This is a genomic window from Novosphingobium sp. HR1a (assembly GCF_015594425.1).
GTDB lineage: Bacteria > Pseudomonadota > Alphaproteobacteria > Sphingomonadales > Sphingomonadaceae > Novosphingobium > Novosphingobium resinovorum_A.
This window is the reverse complement of the sequence record NZ_JABXWS010000102.1, coordinates 204,135-228,374: the sequence shown is the minus strand read 5'-3', so window position 1 is coordinate 228,374 and position 24,240 is coordinate 204,135. Positions and strand designations below refer to the sequence as shown.

Genomic DNA, 24,240 nt, shown 5'->3' with positions numbered 1-24,240 from the left:
AATGGCCAAACTGCGCGCATTCACGATGCCCAAGTGGGGTATCGAAATGACCGAGGGAACCATCGCCGACTGGAACGTGGCCGAAGGCGCCGCATTCCGCAAAGGCGAGGTGATCGCCCTCATCGAGACCGACAAGATCACTAACGAATACGAAGCCGAGTTCGACGCCGTCCTCGCCCGCATCATCGTACCACAGGGCGATACGGTGGAGGTTGGCACCGTCCTCGGCGTCTTCTCCGAGGGCGACGCGAGCGCGAACGAGATCGACGCATTCCTCTCCGGCAAGGGCGTGACGGCATCTGCTGCGCCCAAGGCGGAACCGGCAAGCGCTCCGGCGCCCGCCCCTGCTGCGAAGCCAGTAGAAATTCCCGCCGACATGGCGATCAGCCCCGAAGCGCGCCGCAAGGCCGAGGATGCCGGAGTGGACGTCAGCGCCATAGCCGGATCGGGCCGCAACGGCCGCGTCACCCTGCAGGACGTGGACAAGGCAAAGGCCGGTGCGCAGACGCTCACCGAAGGCGCAGCGGTGGACATCGCCCCGACCGACGCCGCGCTCGATAACGTCTATGCCTCGCCGCTGGCGAAACGGATCGCGGTGCAGAATGCGCTCTCGCTCGACGGTGTCACCGGCACCGGGCCGCGCGGACGCATCTGCAAGGCCGACGTCGAAGCCCTGATAAAGCCCGCCGTGGTGGAGGCTCCGGCCGTACAGGCCCCTGCCCCAGCTCCCGCCAGCTTCACCGTCGAAGGCAGCGCCGGGGACGGGGAGCGCGAGATCGTCAAGATGTCGTCGATGCGCAAGGCCATCGCGCGCCAGCTCGCCTACTCCAAGAGCACGATCCCGCACTTCTACTTGCGCAATGAGGCCCGCGTAGATGCCCTCTTCGCCATGCGCGAGGATGCCAAGCGCGCGACCGGCGAAGCGCCCTCGGTCAACGACTACATCGTGCGCGCCGTGGCGCTCGCGCTGCAGAAGCACCGCGACTGCAACGTGCAGGTCCATGAAGGCGAGATCCACCGCTTCGTCGACAGCGACATCGCCATCGCCGTCGCCACGGACAAGGGCCTCATCACCCCGATCGTCCGCGCCGCGCAGACCAAGTCCGTCGCGCGCATCTCGGCCGAGGTGAAGGCGCTGGCGGCGAAAGCCCGCGAAGGCAAGCTGGCGCCGGAGGAGTTCAAGGGCGGCAGTTTCTCGATCTCGAACTTAGGCATGCACGGCATCACCCAGTTCGACGCGATCATCAACCCGCCGCAGGGCGCAATCCTTGCCGTGGGCGCAGCGCGGTCCGAGACGTTCCATCAGGATCACGCGCTGGTGAACGCGCGGCGCATCCACATGTCGCTTTCGTGCGATCACCGCGCCATCGACGGCGCCGTGGGCGCATCTTTCCTGGCGGAACTGACACGCCTTCTCGAAAATCCGCAGGAGTTGACGCGATGAACAATGCCAGCATCAACCCGAACCGCCTGAAGGGCAAACGCGCCTTCGTGCTCGGCGCGGCCGGGCGCGACAACATGGGACAAGTGATCGCCCGCCAGATGCAGGGCGAAGGCGCGAAAGTCGTCGTCGCCGGGCGCGGCGCGGAGGAACTCGCGCAGATCGCCACCGAACTGGGTGGCGGCTTTGTGCTGTGCGATCTCAGCGATCCTACCTCCATCCGCAAGGCAGTGACCGAAGCCGCGGCACAGATGGGCGGCATCGACATTGCCGTGAACGCGGCCGGATGGGGGCTGCTGAAACCCTTCCTCGAAACCACCGAGGCCGAACTGGAACAGATGACGCAGGTGAGCTTCACCGGCCCGTTCATCCTGTTCCAGAGCCTCGTCGCGGCGATGGAGGACGGCGGTTCGATCATCCAGATCAGCTCGGCCACCGCCACGATCATGCTCAACGACCATGCCGCCTACATGGGCGCCAAGGCGGGCGGCGATCACCTCGTGCGCTGCATCGCGCATGAGTTCGGCGCGCAGGGCATCCGCTGCAACTCGATCTCGCCGGGCATGACGATGACGCCGATGACCGCGAAACGCGCGGCCATTCCCGGCCTTGTCGAAGCCTATCGCAAGGCCTACCCCCTCGGCCGGATCGGGACGTGCGATGACATCGCCGAGGCAGCCTGCTGGCTGGCCAGCGACACCTGCTTCATGACCGGTCAGAACCTGCAGGTGAACGGCGGCCTGACCCTGCGCGCCAACCCGACGCGCGAGGACATCGTCCGCTCGATCGCCGAGCACGCACAGGAGGCGGCGGAATGAGCGCGGAACTGGAAACCCTGCTGGCCAAGCAGGCCTGCACCGAACTGGTCTACCGTTTCGCGCGCGGCCTCGACCGGCGTGACGAGGAAACCCTGCGCTGCGTCTTCCATCCCGAGGGCACCGACGATCACGGCTACTGGACCGGCACCGGCGCGGATTTCGTGACATGGGTGCTGCCGCTGCTGGCGGGCATGGAACGCACGCAGCACCTGATCGGCAATGTGCTGGTCGAGGTGCAGGGGACGCGCGCCGTGGCGGAATCCTACTTCGTCGCCTCGCACGATCTCACCGACACCTCCGGCAACCCTGCGCGCATGACGACGGCGGGACGCTATCTCGACGAGTTCCGCAAGCACGAAGGCCAATGGCGCATCTTTCACCGCCGCGCCGTCTACGACTGGAACGCCAACGAACCGCGCACCGACAACTGGGACCGCTCCGCATCGTCACCGCGCGATTTCGGCAAGCCGGACCGATCCGACAGCGTCTTTGCCTTTGCAGAGCGGCTGAATTCACCGGACTGACAGTTACGACAGGGGGCGCAAATATTGACGTCCCCTGTCGCGTCATCCATTAAAGATCATTACGAGTTTGTCGAAGGTAGTGCGAATTGTCTGAAACCGGATTGCCCGACTTTTACGAACTCAGTCCTGCCGGGATGATCCCGGAATCTGAAGGGCTCCAGCACCGTCGCAGCGCCGAGACGCGGCTGCTGATCCTCGACGCCGCGATCGAGTGCCTCGCCGAGCATGGCTACAGCGACACCACCACGCACCTGATCGCCAAGCAGGCGAACATCTCGCGCGGGGCGATGCTGCATCACTATGCGACGAAGCAGGACCTCATCACGGCGGTGATCGACTACGCTTTCTTCCGCCTGATGAAGACTTTCAGCGAAGCCATCCGCAGCCTGACCGAGCAGGAGCGCACGTCGCTCAACGTCGGCATCACGGTGGACTGGGAATGTCACAACACGCGCGACTTCCAGGCCTATCTGGAACTCAACAACGCCGCGCGGACCGATCCCGATCTCAAGTCGCTGTTCGTCGAAAAGGCGCAGCGCCACGACCATTTCTGGCGGCAGGAACTGATCGCCAATTTCCCCGAGTGGGCCAATTCGCCCGAAAAGCTCGACAAGGCCCGGCGGCTGACGCAGGCCATCATGACCGGCATGATCGTCAACCGCGACGTCTGGAGCGATCCGGCGATGGAACAGACGATCCTTGAGTTCCTGACCCGCCTGCTGATCTCGATCCGCGAAGACAAGATCGCGTTCTGAAAGATACGTCGTCCCGGATAAGGCCGGGACGACGACAAGTTCACCGCACCATTAGCCACGTCAGGCTGCGCGCCAGCAGATCGTGGAACACCGGCAGTTCCCACGCACAGCGGTCCACCTTGGGCCACCATTCCATCGTCGGCTGCATGTCGTAATGTCCCCGGCAATGACCCAGCGTGTTGTAGAGCACCGCGCCCGTCCCGCGCTGCGCGATGTACATCACCGGATGCGTACCGGGTGCCTCCATCCCTTCGGCGAAGTGCGGCGCGGGCTCGGTGCATTCGGTTTCGAGCAGGACGTGCAGGTCGCCGTGCAGGTCCATGTGGTATAGTTCGTCCACCGTCTCGAACGGTTCTATGCCGCGCGTCAGCGCGTGGTCGGGATCGGCCACCGTCACCCGGTAGGGCGCGATCGGCGGGTGCGACAGGAACTGGCTGCCCAGCAGTTCCATGAAAAGCGGCGCATGGCGCGGCGCGTGCCACTTGCCGTCCTCCATCATCCGCAGGATCGAATTCGTCCCGTGCAGTGCCAGCCAGCGCCCGCCTGCATCGAGCCAGTCGCGCAAGGCCTCCTGCGCCGCCAGCGAAGGCACGACGTCGCAGGTGTAGGTGATGAGGATATCGGCCTTGCGGATCGCCTCGATGTTCTCGAAGTCTTCGAACACACGGGTGCGGATGCGCGGCTCGGCGCCCAGCAATTTGAGCAGTTCGAGGCGCGCATAGTCGATGTCGTGCCACAGCCCTGCGGCGACCAGCACGCAGTCGATGCGGGGCGGATTGGTCCCGCCCCCGTTGTCATCCGCCATCAGTCGGCCGCCATCATCCGGTCGAGGTTCTCATGGAAGTAGCGCACTCGCGATTCCTGCCCCGCCAACGTCTCACGCCGGTAGCCGCGCGAATGCAGCGCCTTCTGCTGGTTCGACCAGAGCGCGAGATCCTGGTTGATCGTCGGGCCCATCGCGGGGTGCCCGCCCTTCTCCTGCAGGTGCGGCGCGGGCGTGTCCATGCTCACGAAATCGCGCATCGTCGGCGAGTAGTACTTCGTCTCGCCCTCGGGGAAGAGGTTCAGGTACCACATGTCGAAGTAGCACTTTTCCGGGTCGGATTCGTGCGGGCGGGCGCGCAGGAAAATGTTGCCGTCGGGCTTGAGGCTGAACGACAGGTTCGGGAACAGCGTGTAGTGCCAGTTGTCCGTCAGCATGACGTCGTCATAGCTGGAGAAGTCATAGCCCTTTTCCGCACCCAGCTTGCGTTTCTGCACCTGCAGCGCGGGGCGGACATCCTGGATGCGCCCGCGATAGTCGTCGGGCTCCAGCCCCCAGAAGCGCATGTGCTCGCCCAGCTGGCGGATCACCTCGTCATCGACGCCGCGCAACGTCTGGCTCGGCGCGCCGCCCGCCATCAACATGCGCGCATGGCCCGAAGGGTACATGTCGAACTGCGAGTGGCGGTACGAGAACTCGGCGACGTACTTGAGCTGCGGGTGCGCGTGGAAGACATGGTAGGACTCGTTGAAATTGTCCTGCACCAGCTTCCAGTTGAAATCGCCCTCGATCGTCACCCAGCTGACGCGGATCATCTCTTCCATGGGATAAGCGTCGAGATGATCGGCCACCGGCGAGAGGAATTCGCGCAAGGGGCCGCAGTCGTCGTCCATGTTGAACCAGACGAGCCCGCCCCAGGTGTCGCTCTTGATCTCGACGAGATTGCGCTTGTCGCACTTGGTCCCCTCGGGGAAGTCCTTCTCGTCCGGGATCGTGCGGATCACCCCTTCGAGATCGTAAGCCCAGGCGTGGTACGGACACACGAGGCGGCGGGCAGTGCCTACCTCCTCGGTCAGCAGCATCATGCCCCGGTGCTGGCAGACATTGTAGAAGCAGCGGATCTTGCGATCATTGCCCATGACCGCGAAAATCTGCTCGCGCCCGAACGGCAGCGTCACATAGTCGCCCGGCTTCTGGAACTGGTTGACCATGGCCGCGACCTGCCAGGTCTTCGTCCAGACCTTGTCCCATTCCTGCTGCCAGAAATCGCGGCTGTAATAGCGTTCCTTGTCGATCGCCGCGTCGCCGAGCACCGGCTCGGGCGCCTTGGACAGATCGACGCCGTAAGGGCGCGGGCGGGTCAGAGTGTCTTCCATGGTCCTCTCCTTCCACGCTCTCAGGCGAGTTCGAAATCGCGGGCGCCCGGCAGGCGGCGCAAGTGCATGCCACCGCTGACACGAATGCGCTCGCCCGTCGAGATGCAGGCGTCGCTGACGACCCATGCAGCAGTGTCGGCCACGTTCTGAACCGTGGTCATGCGGCCGATCGGGATCTCGTTCTCGAAGGCTCGCACGGTCTTCTCGTTGCTGAAGTAGGCATCGGTCATAGCCGTGTGCGTCAGGCCCGGCGCGATCGCGTTCACGCGAATGCCGCGCGCGCCGTATTCCTGCGCGGCGACCTTGACCACCGCGTCCGCTGCCGCCTTTGAGCCCGCGTACCCCGCGAGGTTGAAGCCCGGACGCTCGGCGGTGACGCTCGACAGCGTCAGCATCGCACCGCCGTCGTTCATCGCTGCCGCGCCATAGCGGAACAGCAGCACGGTGCCTACGAAGTGCAGGCGGGAAATGAAGTCGAGCCCGGCAGCGTCTTCCTCGGCCACCAGCCGCGCACGGTTCACGCCCGCCGCGTTGACGACGATGTCGAGCCCGCCCATGTGCGCCTTCGCATCAGCGATACCGGCCTCGATGCTCTTTTCGTCCAGCATGTCGAGGAAGGCCGCGCCCGCGCCGATGGTCGGCGCCACCTGCTGCGTCTGCTCCAGTTCGACACCCGCGATCACAACCTGCGCACCTTCCTCGCGGAAGCGCCGCGCGATCGCGAAGCCGATCCCGTCCGGTGCCGATCCGCCGACGACGACTGCCTTCTTGCCTTCAAGTGTAGATCCGCTCACGTTCATATCCTTCTTATGTAATGATTTCCTGTTCCGCCGCGTCAGTCGGCCGGTGGCGCATTACGCTCCAGATACTTGTCGAGCGTATGGTGGAAGTGGCGGATGCGGCTTTCCTGATACTGCGCCAGTTGCAGTTCGCGGTTGGCGGACTGCTTCATGCCCTTCTGCACGTACGGCAGGTTGCCCATGTCCTGTTCGAGAATGGCACCAAGCTGCCCCAGTTCGTCCTGGAACGAGTCCGAAGGGTCAAGCAGCAGCATCGTCGCCGGCTCCACCTCTTCCCCCGGCTTGCGGCGCGACATCAGGCGCACTTCCATCAGGCAGTGGTCGGCATCGTGCCAGGGCCTCCAGCGATAGACCACCGTGGGCTGCATCCCGCCCCAGGGCGAGAAATTGGGGAACACGTTGTAAGTCAGCGCGTCCTGCACTTCGCTGTCGCTGATATGGTCCAGATCGCGGCCGAACATCACGCCGAAGCGCTTGCGGTTGATCTCGCCCATCGCCGCGCGGGCCGACTGGTCGTCTTCGAGGTTCACGGTCATGCCCGGCTCGACGACGCGGCTGTTGTATTTCAGGAAATTGTCGATGATCCCCTGCTCGCCGTGCATCGGCTCGACTTCGGGAGAGACGACCCCGAACGGCGTGATCGCCAAGTTCACATGGTCGCCCCACATCATGTACTTCGAGTTCACGTCGCCGGTAAACGGAGTGATCTGCGGGTGCGTCGAGTTGACGTGGAAGGCTTCCATGAAGGCTTCGGCGCAGGCCTTCCAGTTGGCCGGGATGACCTTGGCGACCCACTTGGTCGTATAGGCATCCTCATGCCCCCAGCGCTCGAAATGATCGGGCAACGGGGCGAGATATTCGCGCAAGGTGGGACCGCCGCTCTTCTCGCGCAGGAAGATGTAGCCTGCCCAGCAATCCACTTCGGCCTCGGGCAGGGACATGTCCTTGTCCTTCAACTGTCCGAAATCCCACTGGCACGGCAGGCGGCGCATGGTGCCGTCGGTGTTCCAGCTGAAACCGTGATAAGCGCAGCGGAATTCCTCGGTGCTGCCGTCGCTCTCGCGCAGCTGGCGACCACGATGGAGGCAGACATTATGGAAGGCCCGCACCGAACCATTGGCCTGACGCACCACGAGGAAAGAGCGCCCGGCGTTCTCGTAGACGATGTAGTCGCCCGCATCGGGAATATCCTCCTCGCGCGCGGCGAATTGCCACACGTAAGGCCACATCCGCTCGCATTCGAGCTTGTGGAACTCCGGCGAGACATAGCGCGCCACGTCAAGCGGCGCCGTGCCGAGATCCGCCTGAGCATTGCCGCGCAGATATTCGGGAACGGCCCGGGAATCGCGGTCGGCCAGTTCATCCCAGGTCGGTCCACCATGGGTTTCCGGCGTGGGCACGTCCGCATCGGGCCGGGAGATTTGCGTTGCCATTGCGGATCCTCTCTTCGCGCCGGATTCGGCGTCCATCCATTTTCAAATCAATCTTGATTTATATAAGCCAGCCGTCCGGTTTTTTAAAGCGTCTTTTTCATGACCGTTACCGGCCGATGGACGAAAAAGGCCGCCGGTGTCGAAACACCGACGGCCCCACCCCTCTCTCCCCGAGAAGTCGTCAGAACTGGAAGCGGAAGCCTGCGCGCAAAGACGTACCCAGCACGTCGTAGACGTAGACGTTGGTGCCGGAAGAAACCGAGTTCGCGTTGTCCGAGAACACCACGGTCGGCGGTGCCTTGTTCAGGATGTTGTCCGCTGCGAGGAAGAACTCGCCGCCCGGTGCGATGCTGCCCGCCTTGAAGCCGAGATAGGCATCGAGGTAGAAGATCGCGGGCACCTTGTACTTGTCGAGCACGGTCGGACCCCAGGCATCGTCGACGCGCGAGGCGCTGATGAAGCGTCCCTTGAGTTGCAGCGTCACCGGATCGCGATCGTAAGTGACGGTAGCCACCGCGCGCCAGCTGGGAACGCCTTCCGCCGCGCCGGTGTTGTTGCCAACTTCGCCCGCGCGGTGGATGACCGCGTTCGGCGTGACGATATCCAGCTTGTCGACGTAGTTGGCCATGACGCGCATATCGAGCGAGCCGCTGCCCACCGGCATCGTGTACGACACCTCGATGTCCACGCCGCGCGCCTGCTCTTCCAGCGCGTTGAACGGGAACAGCGTGATGGCCGTCAGCATACCGTTGCCGTCGCGGGTGATGCCGCTGCAGTATTCGGTCAGTCCGTCGTGGCAGCGATTGATCGTCGTCTGCGCGGAGTTGGTTGTGATCGCGTCGTTGATCTTGATATCGTAGTAATCGACCGATGCACGCAGTCCGGGCGCGAACGCAGGCCGCAGCACGATACCCGCCGTCAGCGTATCGGCCTTTTCCGGCTTGAGGCTGGCGTTGCCGCTCAGCGTCTGGACAAGCCGAACGCGGGTGTTGCCATTCTGCGGGTCGAGTACTTCCTGGTTGGTGAGAAGGCCCGGCTGGAACAGTTCCTGCAGGTTCGGCGCGCGAATGTCACGCGAACGGGTCACGCGGAATTCCAGACCGTCGATCGGCTCATAGCGACCGCCCGCCTTCCAGGTCACCACCGAACCGCTGGTGCTGTAGTCAGTCAGGCGCCCGGCGAGATTAAGGCTCAGCGAGCGGGCGAACGGCGCGTCCTTCAGCAGCGGCACGCCGATTTCGCCGTAGACTTCCTTCACGTTGTACTTGCCCGTGAAGTTCTTGAAGTTGCCCGCCCAGAACTGGCTGGCCTGCGAGATCGGGTCGGCCTCGGCAATAGCCTTTTCGCTGCGATACTCCACACCGCCCGCGAAGCTGAGCGGACCGGCCGGCAGGGTCAGGATGTCGCCCGCGATGTTCGCCGAAGCAACCTGCTGCGTATAGCGAATGTCCTGCGCCGACGTACCGGTGACATAGGCAAGCTGCTCGGCGCTCAGCGCCTGCGAGCCGAGCGGATTCATAGGCACGCAGCCGTTGGTCGGCGCGGTCAGAGACGAGCGGCAGATCACCTGACCCGGATTGTTCGGGTCCGCGATCGCATCGACCGCAAGGTTGTAGTGACCGGGGATCGGCATGTTCTCGGCACGGATCTTGGAATTCACGCGGCCGAACTGATAGCTCACGTCCCACTTCCAGCCATTGCCGAATTCACCCTCGACACCGCCCAGTCCGCGAATGTTCTCGCGCGAGATGTGATTGTCGATCACGCCCATGTTGGCGGTGGCGATATTGACGGGCAACGTCGTGATCCCGGCCGTCACCATCGCTGCGCGAACGTCGTCAGGCAGGTAGTAGTTGTCGATCGCGACGTTGACCGGCGAGCCGGTGCGCTGATAGCTGGCAACCTTGGCGGACGAACTCGACCTGGCGTAAGTCCCTTCGGCATAGACCGAAATCGCATCCGACAGTTCGTAGGACAGGCGGCCGTAGAGCGACTTCTGCTCCATCGGCGTGGTCGCCTGAGAATTCTGCGCCTGGTCGTAGAGACGGTTATACGTCGCCTCGCTACCATAGGCATAGTTGCTGTTGACCGAGCCGAGCGGGAAGTTGGTTCCGCCAAGTTGACCGTTGGCGTCGAAATAGTACCCCTTCAGCGGCCCGGTGGCGACGAGGCCGGTGTCGTTGGCGAGGATCGAAGACCACGGCGCAGCCAGATACGTCGGCTGCGCGGCAGTACCGTTGGCCTGCGGGTTGGGGATCAGCTTGCTTGCATTGAACCACTTGCGATCGCGATAGAGCGCCTGCCGGGTCTTCGAGTACTGTCCGCTCAGCAGGATATGGCCCTTGCCGTCGGCGAAGGACTTGCCGAAGCTCAAATCCATCGAGTTGCTGCCCGCATCGCCCAGCGTCGTGATTCCGCCCTGAACGCTGCCCTTGATGCCCTCGTACTCCTTGTCCAGCACAAAGTTGACCACGCCTGCGACCGCGTCCGAACCCCATGCGGCGGAAGCACCACCGGTGACGACATCGACGCGCTTGATGAGCGGGCTGGGCAGCGTGTTGACGTCTGCCGCGCCGGTAAGCGTTGCCGGGGTCACGCGCTTGCCGTTCATCAGCACCAGAGTGCGCGGCAGGCCGAGGTTGCGCAGGTTCAGGAAGTTGCCGCCGGCGAGACCGTCGGAAATCGAACCGCGCGTGGTGCGCGGCGTACGACTGCCCGAAAGCGCAGGCATCTGGTTGACGAAGTCCGAAATCGTCGCAGGCGCCGCGCGCTGGATTTCGACTTCGGTGATGACGCTGACCGGGGTCGGCGCATCAAAGCCCGCCGTCTTCAGGCGCGAACCGGTGACGATAATATCCTGGACGCTGGCGCCGTCCTGCTGCTGCGTATCGGCGGCCGGCGCCTGCTTTGCATCCTGCGCCCATGCCTGACCCGGAATGGCAATGCTCAGCGCAAGCACGGATGCTGCGCACCGGAAACGGGTGCTCTCGTTCATGACATCAACTCCCCAATACCCGCCTGTGGTCTGCGGTCTTTTTTGGATAACGCGTGTCACTTTCTTAGCGAGTCGTAACCGCCCAGACAAGATACAATCATCGTTGTCCGCGTGAAGCATGAAAACTTTTTTCAATCACGATGGACTGTTTTATGGAAGATGCTAGAGTTTGCACTATGCCAAGCTGGAGCTTCGGGGCTTGCGGGCCTGCGCAGGTGCTCATCCGGACACACACGAAGGATGCATCCGCGCCTTGACCGACAAGCCTTCGAATTTTATGCAGCGCATGATACTTTTATGTCGGACGTTCGAAGCCGACTCATTGATTTCAAGGGTTTGAGGTTAGAATCATGCTGAAAGTCCATGCCGCGATTGCCCGCGCCCTCCACGACAACGGGACCACTGACCTGTTCGGCCTGATCGGAGATGCGAACCTCTATTTCGCCGACAGCTTCGTACGCGACTGCGGCGGACGCTTCGTTTCTTCCGCCAACGAGGCAGGCGCCGCGCTGATGGCGCTGGGCTATACCATCGCTACCGGTAAGCTCGGCTGTGCCACCGTGACACACGGCGCGGCGCTGACGAACACGCTGACCGCCCTCACCCACGGCGCCAAGGCTCGCACGCCGATGCTACTGATCTGCGGCGACACCAATCCGACCGACCGCGACAACATCCAGAGCACGCCCCAGCGCGAACATGTAATGGCGACCGGCGCCGGGTTCGAGCAGCTCCGCTCTCCCACCACCATTGCGCAGGACATGGCGACCTGCATCCGCCGCGCCTGGGCCGAACGGCGCCCGATCGTGCTCAACATGCCGGTCGAGATCCAGTGGCTCGACGTCGATTACGCGCCGCACCCGTTCAAGCGGGCCGACCAGCGGATGATCGTTGCCGAGAGCGACGACCTCGACAACGCCATCGGCATCGTCGCCGCCGCCCGCCGCCCGATGGTGCTGGCCGGTCGCGGCGCCATCGCGCCGGACGCCGCCTCTGCCGTCGCCCGGTTCGCCGCACGCCTCGAAGCCCCGCTCGCCACGACCCTGCAGGCCAAGAACCTCTTTGCACAGGCGGACGGCAACATCGGCATCTTCGGCACGCTGAGCCAGGATTTCGCGGTCGAACAGATCATGGAGGCCGATTGCCTCATCTGTTTCGGCGCCAGCCTCAACGACTACACGATGTCCCACGGCGCGTTCGCCAAGGACAAGCGCATCGTGCACATCGACACCGACGCGGCCCAGTTCGGCCGATACCTCGAATGCGACGCCTACGTGCTCGGTGACGCGGGCCGCACCGCCGACCTGTTCACGCACTGGCTGGATGAGGCGGAGATTCCCGGCTCGGGCTGGAACACCAGCGACTTCGCTGCACAGGTTCGCGCCGCGCCCGCCGGGTGCACGCTCCCTGCCGCCTCTGCCGAAGACGCCGTCGACATGCCCCGCGCGGTGCGACTGCTCGACGAGACATTCGCCGACGATCGCATGCTCGTCACCGACGGCGGCCGGTTCCTTGGCGAAATCTGGAAGAACTTCGGCGTCGCCGATCCCGCCGACTTCGTGATTACCGTCGCGTTCGGCTCGATCGGCCTCGGTATGGGTCATGCCATCGGCGCCGCCGTCGGCCGTCCGGATCGCAAGGTCGTGCACTTCACCGGCGACGGCGGCTTCGTGCTGGGCGGCCTGGCAGAGTTCAACACCGCCGTGCGTCACAATCTCGATATCGTCACCATCGTGTGTAACGACGCAGCCTATGGCGCCGAGCATATCCAGTTCCGCCGCAAGGGAATGGACCCGGCCCTTTCCATGTTCGACTGGCCGGACTTCGGCAAAGTCGCCGAGGCTCTTGGCGGCCGTGGGTTCTCGGTGAGCACTTTCGGCGACCTCCAAACCGCACTGAATGCCGTGAAGGACCACCGTGGCCCGGTGCTGATCGACATGAAGTTCGATCCCGACGCCATGCCCGAATTCCCGTGACGCCTGCAGCCCCTTTGCCTCGGCGACACACGATCACGACGATTTCCTCCTTGCGACGCGAACACGCGTGAAAGGCAAGCCATGAAGATGGACAGAACAATCCCGGGAAAGGATTTCCGCAGCCAGCCGCTCGATGCGCCGCTGCCGGGAGCCTGGCGCACCGTCACGATCCTCACCCTGCTCTACTGGTTCGGCACTCTGGACCGGCAGGTCGCAGCGCTGCTGATCCCCGACATCAAGAAAGACCTCACGCTCAGCGATTTCGAGGTCTCGCTGATTCAGGGCCTCGGCTTCGGACTGCTCTACATGCTGATGAGCCCGTTCATGGGCTGGCTGGTGGACCGCATCAGCCGCCGCTTCATCCTGTTCGGATGCACGATCGGCTGGAGCCTTTCGGCGATGTGCTCGGGCCTTGCGCGCGGCTTTGGCGGGCTGTTCGCCGCCCGCGCGGGGGTCGGCGGGTTCGAGGCCGCGCTCAACCCCACCAGCTACGCGATGCTGGGCGACCTGTTCCCGCCGAAGAAGCTGGCGCTGCCGATGTCCGTCTATGTCCTTGGCGGCAATCTCGGCTCGGGCATGTCGTTCCTCGTCGGCGGCGCGGTGATCGCGTGGATCATGTCGAACCCGGAGCATGTGCTGCCCTTCGTCGGGCCGCTGTCGGGCTGGCAGATGGCCTTCGTCGTCACCGGTGCACCAGGCCTGCTGCTGGCCCCGCTGATCTGGCTGGCCCGCGACCCGCGCATGGCGCGCAAGGAACCCATGGTGCAGACCGGGTTCGGCGATCTTTGGCGCCATATCACGCTGCACAAGGCGTTCTACCTGCTCCACCATATCGGCTTCGGCCTTGTCATGTCGCTGATCGTCGGCCTGCAGTCATGGAACTCGGCCTATTTGTCACGGCATTTCGGCTGGGACTTGGCGACGATCGGCTATACGCTGGGTGCGACGCAGCTGGGCTCGGCGCTGCTGGGGCTCGTGTTCCACGGCTGGGCGGTGGACAAGATGTTCGCGCGCGGCCGCACCGACGCACATCTCGTGTACTTCATGGCGATGGCGCTTCTGGCCGCGCCTGCATTGATGATCGCCTATACCGCCTCGTCCGCGATGGTGATGGTGGTCGCCTACAACGTCGCCTACTTCCTGGTGATGGCGTTCGCCAGCGTCGGCCCTGCCGCGCTCCAGATCGCGACGCCCGCGCCGCTTCGGGGCAAGGCCTCGTCAGTCTACATGGTGTTCCTGACCGTCATCGGCACGATGCTCGGCCCGGTCTTCGTGGCGCTGATCACCGATTTCGTGTTCGCCGATGAAGCGAGCCTCGGCCTTTCGATGGCGATCTTCGGGACGGCCTGTGCGCTTCTCGCGGCGGCATCGTTCCACTTCGGCCGCGCCCCCATGCGCCGAGCCGTGGCGAGCGCGATCAACCCGCCCGCCTGAGGCGCCCCGCGATTCAAACGAAAAGGCCGGGATGGTTCATGCCACCCCGGCCCTTTTTCATGCCACCGAATATGTGCGGCTGAACTATCCACCGCCGGCGATGAGGCTGGCATCCGCACATTCCGCAGCCGTCGTCAGCAGCGCCTGCTGGCTGCGCTGTCCGGTCACGAACGGGTTGGAATCGCCCGACTTGCGCCCGGCGAGCGCATCCGCCTTGCGGAACGTATCGTCGACCACCGGATGATTGGACAAAGGCACATCCACCCTCGCCCGCTGCGCCACACGCGCGAAATCACGGGCCGAGCGGGCATAGCTGGAAAACTGCTCGGGCGTGCGCGTATTGAAGCCTGTGCCTCCCCAGATCGAGGCCATATGCCGCGCCTTGCCATCGTGCACCGGGAATATCACCGAGAGCGTGCCCGGCGTATGTCCCGGTGTCGGCACCAGATCGACCGTGGTATTGCCCAGCGTCAATTGCCGCCTTCCGCTAACCGCCAAGAAGCGCGCATCTCGGGTCGGGCGCGGGCCTTCCATCTTCTCGGCGATCGGCCAGTCCGCCTCGGCCAAGACGATCGTAGCGCCCTTGCGCTGCAGGAACGCGGCCCCGCCAAGGTGATCGGAGTGACCATGCGTAACGATCACATAGCGGATTTCGGACGGATCAAGGCCCGCCTTGCGCAGTCCGTCCCAGATCTCGTCCTCGACCGAATAGTCGAACAAGGCATCGATCACGATGATTCCGGCGGATGTCCTGAGCGCCCAGGCCGACACGGTCTTCTGGCCCACGTAGAACAGGTCGTCGAAGGCGCGGACCGGCTCTGCGTGCCAGCTGTCCCGGTCAGCGCTGTCGATCGGTGCGGACTTGACGATCGGACCGGGGCACAGCGCCTTGACCAGCACCGCATATTCGCTGCCCGCCGCCTTGGTGGCCTTCACGACATGCCCGGCGATCGCGTCAGACGGCGGCGCAGCGCCGACTTGGCACAATCCCATACACAGGGCCGCAGCCGCTGCCTTTGCTCTCATCATTGCTCTCCCAGATGCCGCCGGGCTTTCACTGTGACGGCGGTTGCCTTTCAGTCCTTGTCGGCCATCGACCGGGCATTCTTGCCGCTGATCGCACTACCAGTCGTCATCTGCGCGTGGGCGTGGGCGAGGTGGTGGATGTTGAACACCGTATCCATCGTCGCGTGTTTGCCCATCTGGTCTTCGGCGCGGTTGAACGCCTGCTTGGCCAGCGTCATCCCGAACGGCGGCATCGCGGCGAGGCGTTCGGCCAGTGTCGACACTTCCTCAGTCAGCGCCTCGGCCGGGACGAGGCGATTGACCATGCCCAGTTCGTAGGCCCGCTGCGCGCTCATTCGCTCACCCAGGAACACGAATTCGCGGGCAACGCGCGGGTGCATCTCGAAGGCATGCGCGAAATACTCGACGCCGGGGATGCCCATGCGCAGCACCGGGTCCGAGAAGAAGGCATCCTGCGTCGCGACGATCAGATCGCAGACCCATGCCAGCATCAACCCGCCTGCGATGCAGCCGCCGTGGACCGCCGCGATTGTCGGCTTGGGTATCTCACGCCAGCGGCGACACATGCCGAGATAAAGATGCTGCTCACGCGTATATTGCCGCGCGGCACCATCCAGCTTCGTATGGTCGCCCCACAGCGTCACAGCGGCACGCGGCGGCAGATCGACATCGCGCCCCGGCGAGCCGATGTCATGACCCGAGGAAAAATGCTTTCCCGCGCCGCGCAGCACGATGGCGCGTACATCCTCGTCATCCACCGCCCGCGCGAACGCGGCATCGAGCGCGTAGAGCATCTGCCCGTTCTGCGAATTGGCAAAACCCGGCCGGTTGAGCGTCAGCCACGCCACTGCGCCCAGGCGTTCGTAGATGACTGGCTCGTCCGTTTCGTAAACCGGCGTCATGCGATCGCGCGCTCCTGACCTTCCCAGTACGGCGCGCGCAGTTCGCGGCGCAGCACCTTTCCCGCGGCATTGCGCGGCAGAGCCTCGACGAAATCGATCGACTTTGGCACCTTGAACCCGGCGATCAGATCCCGCGCCCAGCCTCGCAACGCGTCCTGCCCGATTGCCTCGCCATCGCGCAGGACGACGACGGCCTTCACCGCCTCGCCCCACTTGGCGTCAGGCACGCCAATCACAGCGACTTCGCGCACGGCGGGATGGCTGGCGAGCGCGTTCTCGACTTCCGCCGGGAACACGTTCTCGCCACCGCTGACGATCATGTCCTTGATCCGGTCGCGCAGGAACAGATAACCGCCCTCATCAAGATAGCCCGCATCGCCCGAGCGGAAGAAGCCCTGCGCGTCGAACGCCTGTGCCGTCGCTTCCGGAAGGTTCCAGTAACCGCTCATCGCGGTGGGTGAGCGGATCAGGACTTCGCCTGTCTCCCCGGCGGGCAAATGCGTCCCGTCAGGCCCGGCGATGGCGATCTTCACCCCGGCCAGAGCGCGCCCCGCCGAAGTCATGCGCACCGTGCCCGCGCCGTCGTGATCCTCGGGCGGCAGCACGGCGATCGTCCCGCACATCTCGGTCATGCCGTACTGCTGTACAAAGCCGCAGTCGAACACCGAGATCGCATCGCGCAGAACCGGCAGAGGCATCGGCGAGGCACCATAGACCACCGCACGTATCCGTTCGTAGTCGATCCCGCGCGCGCGCGGATGGGCAAGGAGCATCTGCAGCGCCGACGGCACGGTGAACAGCTTGCTCAGCCCCTCATGCTCGATCGCGTCGAGCACCCGTTCAACGCTGAATTCCTGCGCGACAAGACCCGTCGCACCGGCACACAGGATCTGCAGCCCGAAGCCGGTCCCGCCGATATGGAACTGCGGCATCACGATCAGGCCGACGTCGTCCTGCATCCACCGGTTCCATTCCGGTTGCGCTTCGGGCCGCAGCGAGCGGAACGCCATCAGCGCCCGCTGGCTGAGCAAAGCCCCCTTGGGACGCCCGGTGGTGCCCGAGGTGTACATCTGCACGACGATCGCCTCCGGATCGCGACTGTGCAGTTCCGGCACCAGTTCGAAGGCGCGGCACCATTCGGCAAAGCCATCGCCCTCTCCGCCGATAACGACGATCTGTGGCTGCTCGTGCAAGCCCTTCAGCGCGGCACGCGCCACGTCCGCGAATTCCGGGGTGATGAACAGCAGCGCGCAACCGCTGTCCCGCAGGATGTAGGACACTTCCGGCACCGCAAGCCGCCAGTTGACCGGCACCAGCGTCAGCCCCGCCATCGCCGCACCTGCCAGCACCACATAGTAGGCGTCGGTGTTCTTGCCGAGGTAGGCCACCCGCGCACCGGGCTTCGCGGTGCGTACCATCGCCCCGGCCGCCCGGCGGCTCTGGCCGCGAAACTCCGCATAACTGGTCTCGCGCCCTTCATAACGCAGCGCCAGCTTGGCGGGGCGGACATTGGCCTGATGCTCGACCATGTCCGACAGATTGGTGAACTGGGGGGCGACGCCCGCCTCGGCCTTGACCGCCAAAATCGCCTCTCCTCCGTTTTTGAATCACAAAATCATAGCGCGTTATTCTTTTTAGCGAGATTCGTCCGGCAAGGCCATACTCGCCTTGGAAAATTGTCGCACCATCGCGGATCCTCGTCGCAAGCGGGGTGACAAAGCATATGATCCGATGCAAAAGAAAACGCGTGATACATTATAGATCAACAAAGGGACAGGCATGACGGGCGAATGGGACTTCATCATTGTCGGCGCGGGTTCGTCCGGCTGCGTGCTGGCGGAACGGCTTTCCGCCGATGGGCTGAACCGCGTGCTGGTACTCGAAGCCGGTGGCCGGAATGAAAGCCCGCTGGTGCATATGCCCAAGGGCATCGGCAAGCTGGCGCTCAACCCGCGCTTCGCCTGGCATTACGGCGTGGAGCAGCGCCGGATCGAGGACGTGCCGTCGACGGAAAGCTGGGTGCGCGGCAAGGGCCTCGGTGGGTCGTCCGCCATCAACGGCATGATCTACGTGCGCGGCCAGCCCGAGGACTACGAACGCTGGGTGGAGAACGGTGCCACCGGCTGGGGCTGGTCGGAGATGAAGGAAGCCTTCCGCGCCATCGAAGATCATGAGCTTGGCGAAGGCGACGGTCGCGGCGTGGGCGGCCCGCTGCACATCTCGCCCGGCACCTTCCGCTATCCGCTGGCGGAAGCCATGATCCACGCGGGCGAGGAAATGGGCCTGCCGCGCAAGGCGGACCTCAACACCGAGGATCAGGAGGGCATCGGCTACTTTTCCCACAACATCCGCAAGGGCCGCCGCCAGAGCGCCTCGATCGCCTTCCTTGAACCGGCGACCAAGCGTCCCAACGTCAAGGTCATGACCGGCGTGACGGTGGACCGCGTCGTGTTCGATGGGCGCCGCGCCATCGGCGTCGAGGTCATGATGAACGGCATCCGCTGCACCATCCACACGCGCGGCGAAGTGATCCTCAGCGCGGGCGCGGTGGTTTCGCCGATGATCCTCCAGCGGTCGGGCGTGGGCGATCCAGCCCTGCTGTCCCGGCTCGGCATTCCGGTGCTGGCGGACACCCCCGGCGTCGGCGGCAACCTGCGCGACCATCTCGGCTTCTCGCTGCCGCACCGCCTTGTCGGCGACAAGGGCAACAACCATCGCTTCCGCGGCGCCGGTCTCGCCCGCAGCGTGGCCGAATATTACCTGACGCACAAAGGCCCGATGGCCACCGGCCCTTATGAAGTCGGGGCATTCGTGCGCACCAGGCCGGAAATCGCACGCCCTGACCTCCAGGTGTTCTGGAGCGCCTTCACCTTCAAGCGGGTGACGAACGCCAATGTCCCGGTCCAGCTTTCAGCCGTCGACGACGAACCCGGCATGACCATCTACGGCCAGATGCTGAACCTGACGTCCACAGGCAGCATCGCGATCTCCGGCCGCGACATGGACGCGCCGCCCGTCATCGAGCCGAACTGGATGCGTACGCCCGAAGACGTCGCGACCGGTATCGCCTCGATCCGCTACATGCGCCGGATGCTGCGCCAGCCGTCGATGGCGCACTATCTGGGCGAGGAACTGGTGCCTGGCGCGCAATACGATACCGACGAGCAACTCGCCGAAGCCGTGCGACTGTTCGGCCGCTGCGGAACGCACGCAGTGGGTACTTGCGCGATGGGCAGCGTCCTCGATCCCGATCTTCGGGTGCGCGGCGTCGACGGCCTGCGCGTTGTCGACTGCTCCTCGATGCCAGCCCTGACTTCCGGCAACACCAACGCCCCGGCCATGGCGCTCGGCTGGCGCGCGGGAGAAGTCATCCGCCGCACCGCCCGCAACTGACGCGAAAAAGGGTGCGCGGATCAAATCCGCGCACCCTTTCCCGTTACAACGCTTCAATTCCGGCGTTCCGGTTCCAGTCGCTCTCCTCCAGGCGACCGAAACCGCGTGACGATCAGAACTGTACGCGCTTGGTGTAACCGCCATCGACCACCAGGTTCGCGCCGGTGGTGTTCGACGAAGCGGGGCTGGCGATGAACACGATGGAGCGTGCCACTTCTTCAGCCGTGCCAAAGCGCCCCGTCACCATCTTGGCGGCGGTGGCATCGTAAAGCTCGGGCCGCGCGGCCTTGATCTTTTCCCAGTTGCCGCCCTCGAACGAGATCGGGCCGGGCGAGATCACGTTGACGCGGATGCCCTTCGGCCCCAGCGCCTGCGACTGCTGCTTGGCATAAGTGATCAGCGCGGCCTTCAGCGCATTGAACGCATTTGCAGAGAAGAACGTCTCCAGCGCAGCGGTCGAGGACATGAACACCACCGAAGCGTCGGGCGAGGCTTCCAGATAAGGCTCCAGCGCCTCGATACCGGCAACCGCACCCATGATGTCGAGTTGCAGCGTCGCGTTCCAGTCGCCGCCCGTACCGGCGCCCGAGGAACTGACGTTGTGCACGAAGATGTCGACGCCGCCCAGTTCCTTCGCGGCGGCATCGAGCCATGCCTTGTACGCATCCAGATCGTCGAGCGAGAACGCTGAACCATGCACCTTGCCGCCGTGCTTCTGCAACACCGTGACGGTTTCGGCCACCTGCTCCGCATTGCGCGAGAAGAACGCCACATCGCAGCCTTCCTGCGCGAAGAGTTCGAGCGCCGCACGGCCGAGCCCGCGGCTGCCGCCGGTGAGAATGACCTTCTTGCCCTTCAGTCCAAGATCCATCGTCTCGCCTTTCCTATCCGTTGATGCCGCAGGCCCGTCTCAGGTCGGCTCCGGCACGCGGCTTATCGTCATTGCCGAACCAAGGTCAACCTAATATAGTGCGCGCATCATTTTTAAACGAATATGCGGAGACGATGCATGACCACGACGGCAACCATGCGGGCCATTGGTGTCCTAGGAGGCACCGGCCCTGCCGAGGCACTGATCGTGGAAGAACGCGAGCGCCCCGAAATCTCGCCCGGCGAAATCCTGATCGAAGTGGTAGCGGCAGGGGTGAACCGGCCCGACATCTCCCAGCGGGAGGGCAATTATCCGCCGCCGCCGGGCGCTTCCGATGTGATCGGCCTCGAAGTAGCCGGACGCGTTGCGGCGGTGGGGACCGGTGCACCTCGCTGGAAGGTCGGCGACAGGGTGACCGCGCTGCTGCCCGGCGGCGGCTATGCGCAATATGCCCGCGTCGATGCCCGTCACGCGCTGCCGATCCCCGACGACGTGAGCTTCGAGCAGGCCGCCGTCCTGCCCGAAACCGTGTTCACCGTGTGGATCAACATGTTCGAGAATGCGCGCCTCAAGGCGGGCGAGACGGTGCTGGTCCACGGTGCCAACAGCGGCATCGGCGTCACCGCGATCCAGATGGCGAAGGCCGCAGGCGCAACCGTCATCGCTACGTGCCGCGGCGCCTGGAAGGCGCAAAAAGCGCTGGAACTGGGAGCCGACCACGCTGTCGATGTTTCGGCGCGAGACTTCGTCGCCGTGGCGCAGGAACTTGGCGGCGTCGATGTGGTGCTCGATATGGTCGGCGGCAGCTATTTCCCCCGCAACGTCGCTGCGCTCAAGCCTGACGGACGCCTCGCGCAGATTGCGCTGCTCGATGGCGGGAAAGTGGAACTCGACCTAATGCAACTGCTGTTCAAGCGCCTTACCGTGGTCGGATCCACGCTGCGGGCACGACCGGCGGACGAGAAGGCCCGGCTTGCTGCCGCCATCGAAGACCATGTCTGGCCCTGGGTGCAATCGGGCGCGGTTCGCCCGCCGGTCGATCGCACTTTCGCGCTCGGCGAGGCTTGCGAAGCCCATCGCCATCTTGAAAATGGAAGTCAGTTTGGCAAAGTCGTTCTCATGCCCTAAGATTATGACACGAGATGCAACAATCTGCTTGCCCGGCGAAAGAATGAACAGATCCACGTGAACGACGATATCCTCAGCCCGCACCCGGACAAGCAACTGGTCTATTCCAGCAGCACCATCTTCGAACGGCGCAAGCGCATTCTGCGTGAAACCCGAAAGATGATCGGTGAAAGCGGTCTTGAGGGCTTCAGCATCCGCACGCTGTGCAAGCGTGCGGATGTTGCCCAAAGGACGCTGTACAACGCCTTCCACAGCAAGGACCGGCTGATCGCGCTGGCGATCCGCAATGCCTACGAAGACGTCAACAGCTATATCGGCTATCGCACGTCCGCCGATACGATCGACGGGATCGTGGACCGACTGATCGCCGTCAACCGCCGCAATCTCAAGGCGCGCAACTACACGCGGGCGGTGACGTCGATATTCTTCTCGCCGGGCACCAGCAAGGATGTCTGGATGGCCATCCGCGAGATGGTCTTCCTCAACTTGCGTCAGTGGCTGGACAAGGTGAAGAGCGACGGTGAGTTGCAACCGTGGGCCGCAATCGACGATCTGGCACACATGTTCGCCAACATCGAATATTCGGTCATCAACGATTGGGCCAACGACCGGATCGACGACGAAGCGTACATCCGGCTGCTGATTACCGCCGTCCTGTCGCTGGCAGCCGGTGCCACGCAAGGATCGACGCAGGCGCGCGCGCAGGAAATGCTGGCGCAGATCGGAAGGACCGGACTGGTGCCGGAATTTCCCAAGCCCGTCCTGCTGCCGCCCGGAGAACCACCTCAGGACAGGTGAGCATCCCGGAAGCTCGGTAAAGGCGGCCCCGCAGGGCCGCCTTTTTCCATCTCAGTCGAGCAGTCCAGCCGCGTGCCGCCCGGCTACGTAGCCGAAAGTCAGGCCCGGACCGAGGGTCGCCCCGGCCCCCGGATAGGCCCCTCCGAACACGTTGAGCTGATCGTTGCCCACGGCGTAAAGCCCCTGCACCGGCTGCCCCGCCTCATCGACGACGCGCGCATAACGATCGGTGCGAATGCCCGCGAAAGTGCCGATTTCACCGGGGTACATCTTGATCGCGTAATACGGTGCCTGCTCCAGCGGTGCCAGGCACAGGTTGGGACCAGTGTGATCGTCATCGCCCTGATAGGCATCGTACGCATTCGAGCCACGACGGAATTCGGTGTCGAGACCGACGCGCGCATCGGTGTTGAAACGCTCCACCGTGGCGCGAAGCTGCGTCGCATCCAGTCCCGTCTTCCGGGCGAGATCCTCGATGGACTTCGCCTCGATCAGATAGCCGGACTTGATGAAGCTCTTGCGCGGCATCGGCTTGGGACGGACCCGGCCGATGCCCCAGCGATCGACCGCCTGCTTGTCGCCGATGAGCCAGGCGAAGGCCATCGGCACGTCCTTGGCCCCTTCCAGCATCATCGGCACGAACGCCGAATAGGCCGCGGATTCGTTGCCGAAGCGGCGCGCGGACGGGCTGACGCAGATGAAGCCGGGCTTCAGGCGATCGACCAGATGCGGCCACACCGCGTCCGGTCCCTGCACGTCGGGCCGCACAGAAGTCGGCATCCATGCGCCGGCATTGCTGATCTCAGCGCTGAACACGCCGCCGACCGACTCCGCCAGCCGCGCACCGTCGCCGGTATTGCCAGGGTTCGCCACCGAGCGGGGCGTACCGTCCTGAGCATTGGCCGGATAGGCCTCGGCACGGCGCTTGTTGTCCCAGGGGAAGCCACCCGATCCCAGCACCACGCCCTTGCGCGCGCCGATGCGGCGGCGCCCTTCGGGGCCTTCGATGACGGCGCCGCGCACCACTCCGTCCTCGACGATCAGTTCCACCACCGGCGAGGACAGCAGGATCGGCACTTCCAGTTCGAAGAGCGTCTGCGCCAGACGGGTAATCAGCGCCCGCCCGCGCACCACGCGGCGCGGCGCACCGTGAATCGCGGTGTCGAGCAAGTGGCGCGCCATCTTCACCGCGACGCCTGCAAAGGCCTTGGGAGAGCGCCCCGCCTTGAAGAACTGCTTCATCTCGACCGAGGAACCGACCGCGAAGCCGAGGAACAGCAACTGCTTGAGTTCCGGCTTCAGCTTGAGGGCATTCTTGCCGAGGTGCTTGGTCGAATACTCCACCGGGCTGAGCGAACGGGTGCGGCGCGCATCGCGGTGGTCCATGTTGTAATCAGGGTATTCCTGCCCGAAAAACCGCACATGGCTTTCGCGTTCGAGGAAGTCGATCATCTCCGGACCGTATTTGATGTAGGCATCGATCCGGTCGATATCCGCGTAGTTCCCGGCTTCCTCGATGATGTAGCGCCTTGCCACATCGAGCGAATCCGGTTCGTCTAGCCGGTCCTGCAGCGCGGGCGAGTGGTGATTGCCGGGGATCCACAGCATGCCGCCCGAAGTCGCGGTGGTGCCGCCGAAGTAAGGCATCTTTTCCGTCACGATCACGTCAAGTCCGGCCCGCTTCGCCGTCACCGCCGCCGTCAGCGCGCCACCGCCCGAGCCGACGACCAGCAAATCGCAGGTCTTGTCGAAGCCCTGTTGAGAGGCGGCATTCTGCCGTGTCGCTTGCATGTTCATTCTCTTCCCT

General features: G+C 64.3%; 19 protein-coding genes. 9 read left to right on the top strand and 10 right to left on the bottom strand.

What is annotated here, in order from left to right:
- Window position 1 precedes the first annotated feature (1 nt).
- The 4 genes from HWN72_RS27555 to HWN72_RS27540 all read left to right on the top strand — a co-directional run bounded on the left by HWN72_RS27555 (window position 2) and on the right by HWN72_RS27540 (window position 3,538).
- On the top strand, window positions 2-1,444 hold the full coding sequence (locus tag HWN72_RS27555; protein ID WP_211151923.1) for a dihydrolipoamide acetyltransferase family protein: 1,443 nt from the start codon (window positions 2-4) through the stop codon (window positions 1,442-1,444).
- Window positions 1,441-2,259, top strand: coding sequence for an SDR family oxidoreductase (locus HWN72_RS27550; RefSeq protein ID WP_211151922.1), 819 nt, complete (start codon window positions 1,441-1,443; stop codon window positions 2,257-2,259). The genes HWN72_RS27555 and HWN72_RS27550 overlap by 4 nt, the downstream gene beginning before the upstream one ends.
- A complete protein-coding gene (locus HWN72_RS27545) occupies window positions 2,256-2,783 on the top strand; it encodes a nuclear transport factor 2 family protein (RefSeq protein WP_211151921.1) in 528 nt (175 codons plus the stop codon). The genes HWN72_RS27550 and HWN72_RS27545 overlap by 4 nt, the downstream gene beginning before the upstream one ends.
- A gap of 86 nt (window positions 2,784-2,869) precedes the next feature.
- Window positions 2,870-3,538, top strand: a complete 669-nt coding sequence (locus HWN72_RS27540) for a TetR/AcrR family transcriptional regulator (protein WP_211151920.1) — start codon at window positions 2,870-2,872, stop codon at window positions 3,536-3,538.
- Window positions 3,539-3,578: 40 nt separating this feature from the next.
- Here the strand turns inward: HWN72_RS27540 and HWN72_RS27535 are convergent, their stop codons facing one another.
- The 5 genes from HWN72_RS27535 to HWN72_RS27515 all read right to left on the bottom strand — a co-directional run bounded on the left by HWN72_RS27535 (window position 3,579) and on the right by HWN72_RS27515 (window position 10,905).
- Window positions 3,579-4,343 carry a ThuA domain-containing protein gene (locus tag HWN72_RS27535; RefSeq protein WP_211151919.1) on the bottom strand — a complete coding sequence of 255 codons (765 nt, stop codon included), beginning with the start codon at window positions 4,341-4,343 and terminating at the stop codon, window positions 3,579-3,581.
- Window positions 4,343-5,677 (bottom strand): SRPBCC family protein, encoded by a 1,335-nt coding sequence (locus tag HWN72_RS27530; RefSeq protein ID WP_211151918.1) that lies wholly within the window; start codon window positions 5,675-5,677, stop codon window positions 4,343-4,345. Before HWN72_RS27530 ends, HWN72_RS27535 begins: the two co-directional genes overlap by 1 nt.
- Before the next feature lie 20 nt (window positions 5,678-5,697).
- The gene (locus HWN72_RS27525; RefSeq protein WP_211151917.1) at window positions 5,698-6,471 is read right to left on the bottom strand and encodes an SDR family NAD(P)-dependent oxidoreductase; all 774 of its coding nucleotides are present in this window, start codon (window positions 6,469-6,471) and stop codon (window positions 5,698-5,700) included.
- A gap of 41 nt (window positions 6,472-6,512) precedes the next feature.
- Complete coding sequence (locus tag HWN72_RS27520; RefSeq protein WP_211151916.1) at window positions 6,513-7,910, bottom strand: SRPBCC family protein; 1,398 nt, start codon at window positions 7,908-7,910, stop codon at window positions 6,513-6,515.
- Between the two features lie 181 nt (window positions 7,911-8,091).
- A complete protein-coding gene (locus HWN72_RS27515) occupies window positions 8,092-10,905 on the bottom strand; it encodes a TonB-dependent siderophore receptor (protein WP_211151915.1) in 2,814 nt (937 codons plus the stop codon).
- A 350-nt stretch (window positions 10,906-11,255) separates the two neighbouring features.
- Between HWN72_RS27515 and HWN72_RS27510 the strand changes: the two genes are divergently transcribed.
- Window positions 11,256-12,881 (top strand): thiamine pyrophosphate-binding protein, encoded by a 1,626-nt coding sequence (locus tag HWN72_RS27510; RefSeq protein ID WP_211151914.1) that lies wholly within the window; start codon window positions 11,256-11,258, stop codon window positions 12,879-12,881.
- Window positions 12,882-12,968: 87 nt separating this feature from the next.
- Window positions 12,969-14,315, top strand: a complete 1,347-nt coding sequence (locus HWN72_RS27505) for an MFS transporter (RefSeq protein ID WP_211151913.1) — start codon at window positions 12,969-12,971, stop codon at window positions 14,313-14,315.
- A gap of 84 nt (window positions 14,316-14,399) precedes the next feature.
- Here HWN72_RS27505 and HWN72_RS27500 read toward each other — a convergent pair whose 3' ends face one another.
- The 3 genes from HWN72_RS27500 to HWN72_RS27490 form a co-directional block, all read right to left on the bottom strand.
- Window positions 14,400-15,308, bottom strand: a complete 909-nt coding sequence (locus tag HWN72_RS27500; protein WP_211151912.1) for an MBL fold metallo-hydrolase — start codon at window positions 15,306-15,308, stop codon at window positions 14,400-14,402.
- A gap of 83 nt (window positions 15,309-15,391) precedes the next feature.
- Complete coding sequence (locus HWN72_RS27495; RefSeq protein WP_211151911.1) at window positions 15,392-16,243, bottom strand: enoyl-CoA hydratase; 852 nt, start codon at window positions 16,241-16,243, stop codon at window positions 15,392-15,394.
- Window positions 16,240-17,826 (bottom strand): long-chain-fatty-acid--CoA ligase, encoded by a 1,587-nt coding sequence (locus HWN72_RS27490; protein WP_211151910.1) that lies wholly within the window; start codon window positions 17,824-17,826, stop codon window positions 16,240-16,242. The genes HWN72_RS27495 and HWN72_RS27490 overlap by 4 nt, the downstream gene beginning before the upstream one ends.
- A gap of 196 nt (window positions 17,827-18,022) precedes the next feature.
- Between HWN72_RS27490 and HWN72_RS27485 the strand changes: the two genes are divergently transcribed.
- A complete protein-coding gene (locus tag HWN72_RS27485) occupies window positions 18,023-19,636 on the top strand; it encodes a GMC family oxidoreductase (RefSeq protein ID WP_211151909.1) in 1,614 nt (537 codons plus the stop codon).
- Window positions 19,637-19,748: 112 nt separating this feature from the next.
- On the opposite strand, the gene HWN72_RS27480 is transcribed toward HWN72_RS27485, so the two are convergent.
- On the bottom strand, window positions 19,749-20,507 hold the full coding sequence (locus tag HWN72_RS27480; protein WP_211151908.1) for an SDR family NAD(P)-dependent oxidoreductase: 759 nt from the start codon (window positions 20,505-20,507) through the stop codon (window positions 19,749-19,751).
- A gap of 138 nt (window positions 20,508-20,645) precedes the next feature.
- Between HWN72_RS27480 and HWN72_RS27475 the strand changes: the two genes are divergently transcribed.
- Window positions 20,646-21,635, top strand: coding sequence for an NAD(P)H-quinone oxidoreductase (locus tag HWN72_RS27475; RefSeq protein ID WP_211151907.1), 990 nt, complete (start codon window positions 20,646-20,648; stop codon window positions 21,633-21,635).
- Window positions 21,636-21,692: 57 nt separating this feature from the next.
- Entirely contained in the window at window positions 21,693-22,433 is a 741-nt protein-coding gene (locus tag HWN72_RS27470) for a TetR/AcrR family transcriptional regulator (RefSeq protein ID WP_211151906.1), read from the top strand.
- Window positions 22,434-22,484: 51 nt separating this feature from the next.
- On the opposite strand, the gene HWN72_RS27465 is transcribed toward HWN72_RS27470, so the two are convergent.
- Entirely contained in the window at window positions 22,485-24,230 is a 1,746-nt protein-coding gene (locus HWN72_RS27465) for an FAD-binding protein (protein ID WP_248006379.1), read from the bottom strand.
- Window positions 24,231-24,240 lie beyond the last annotated feature (10 nt).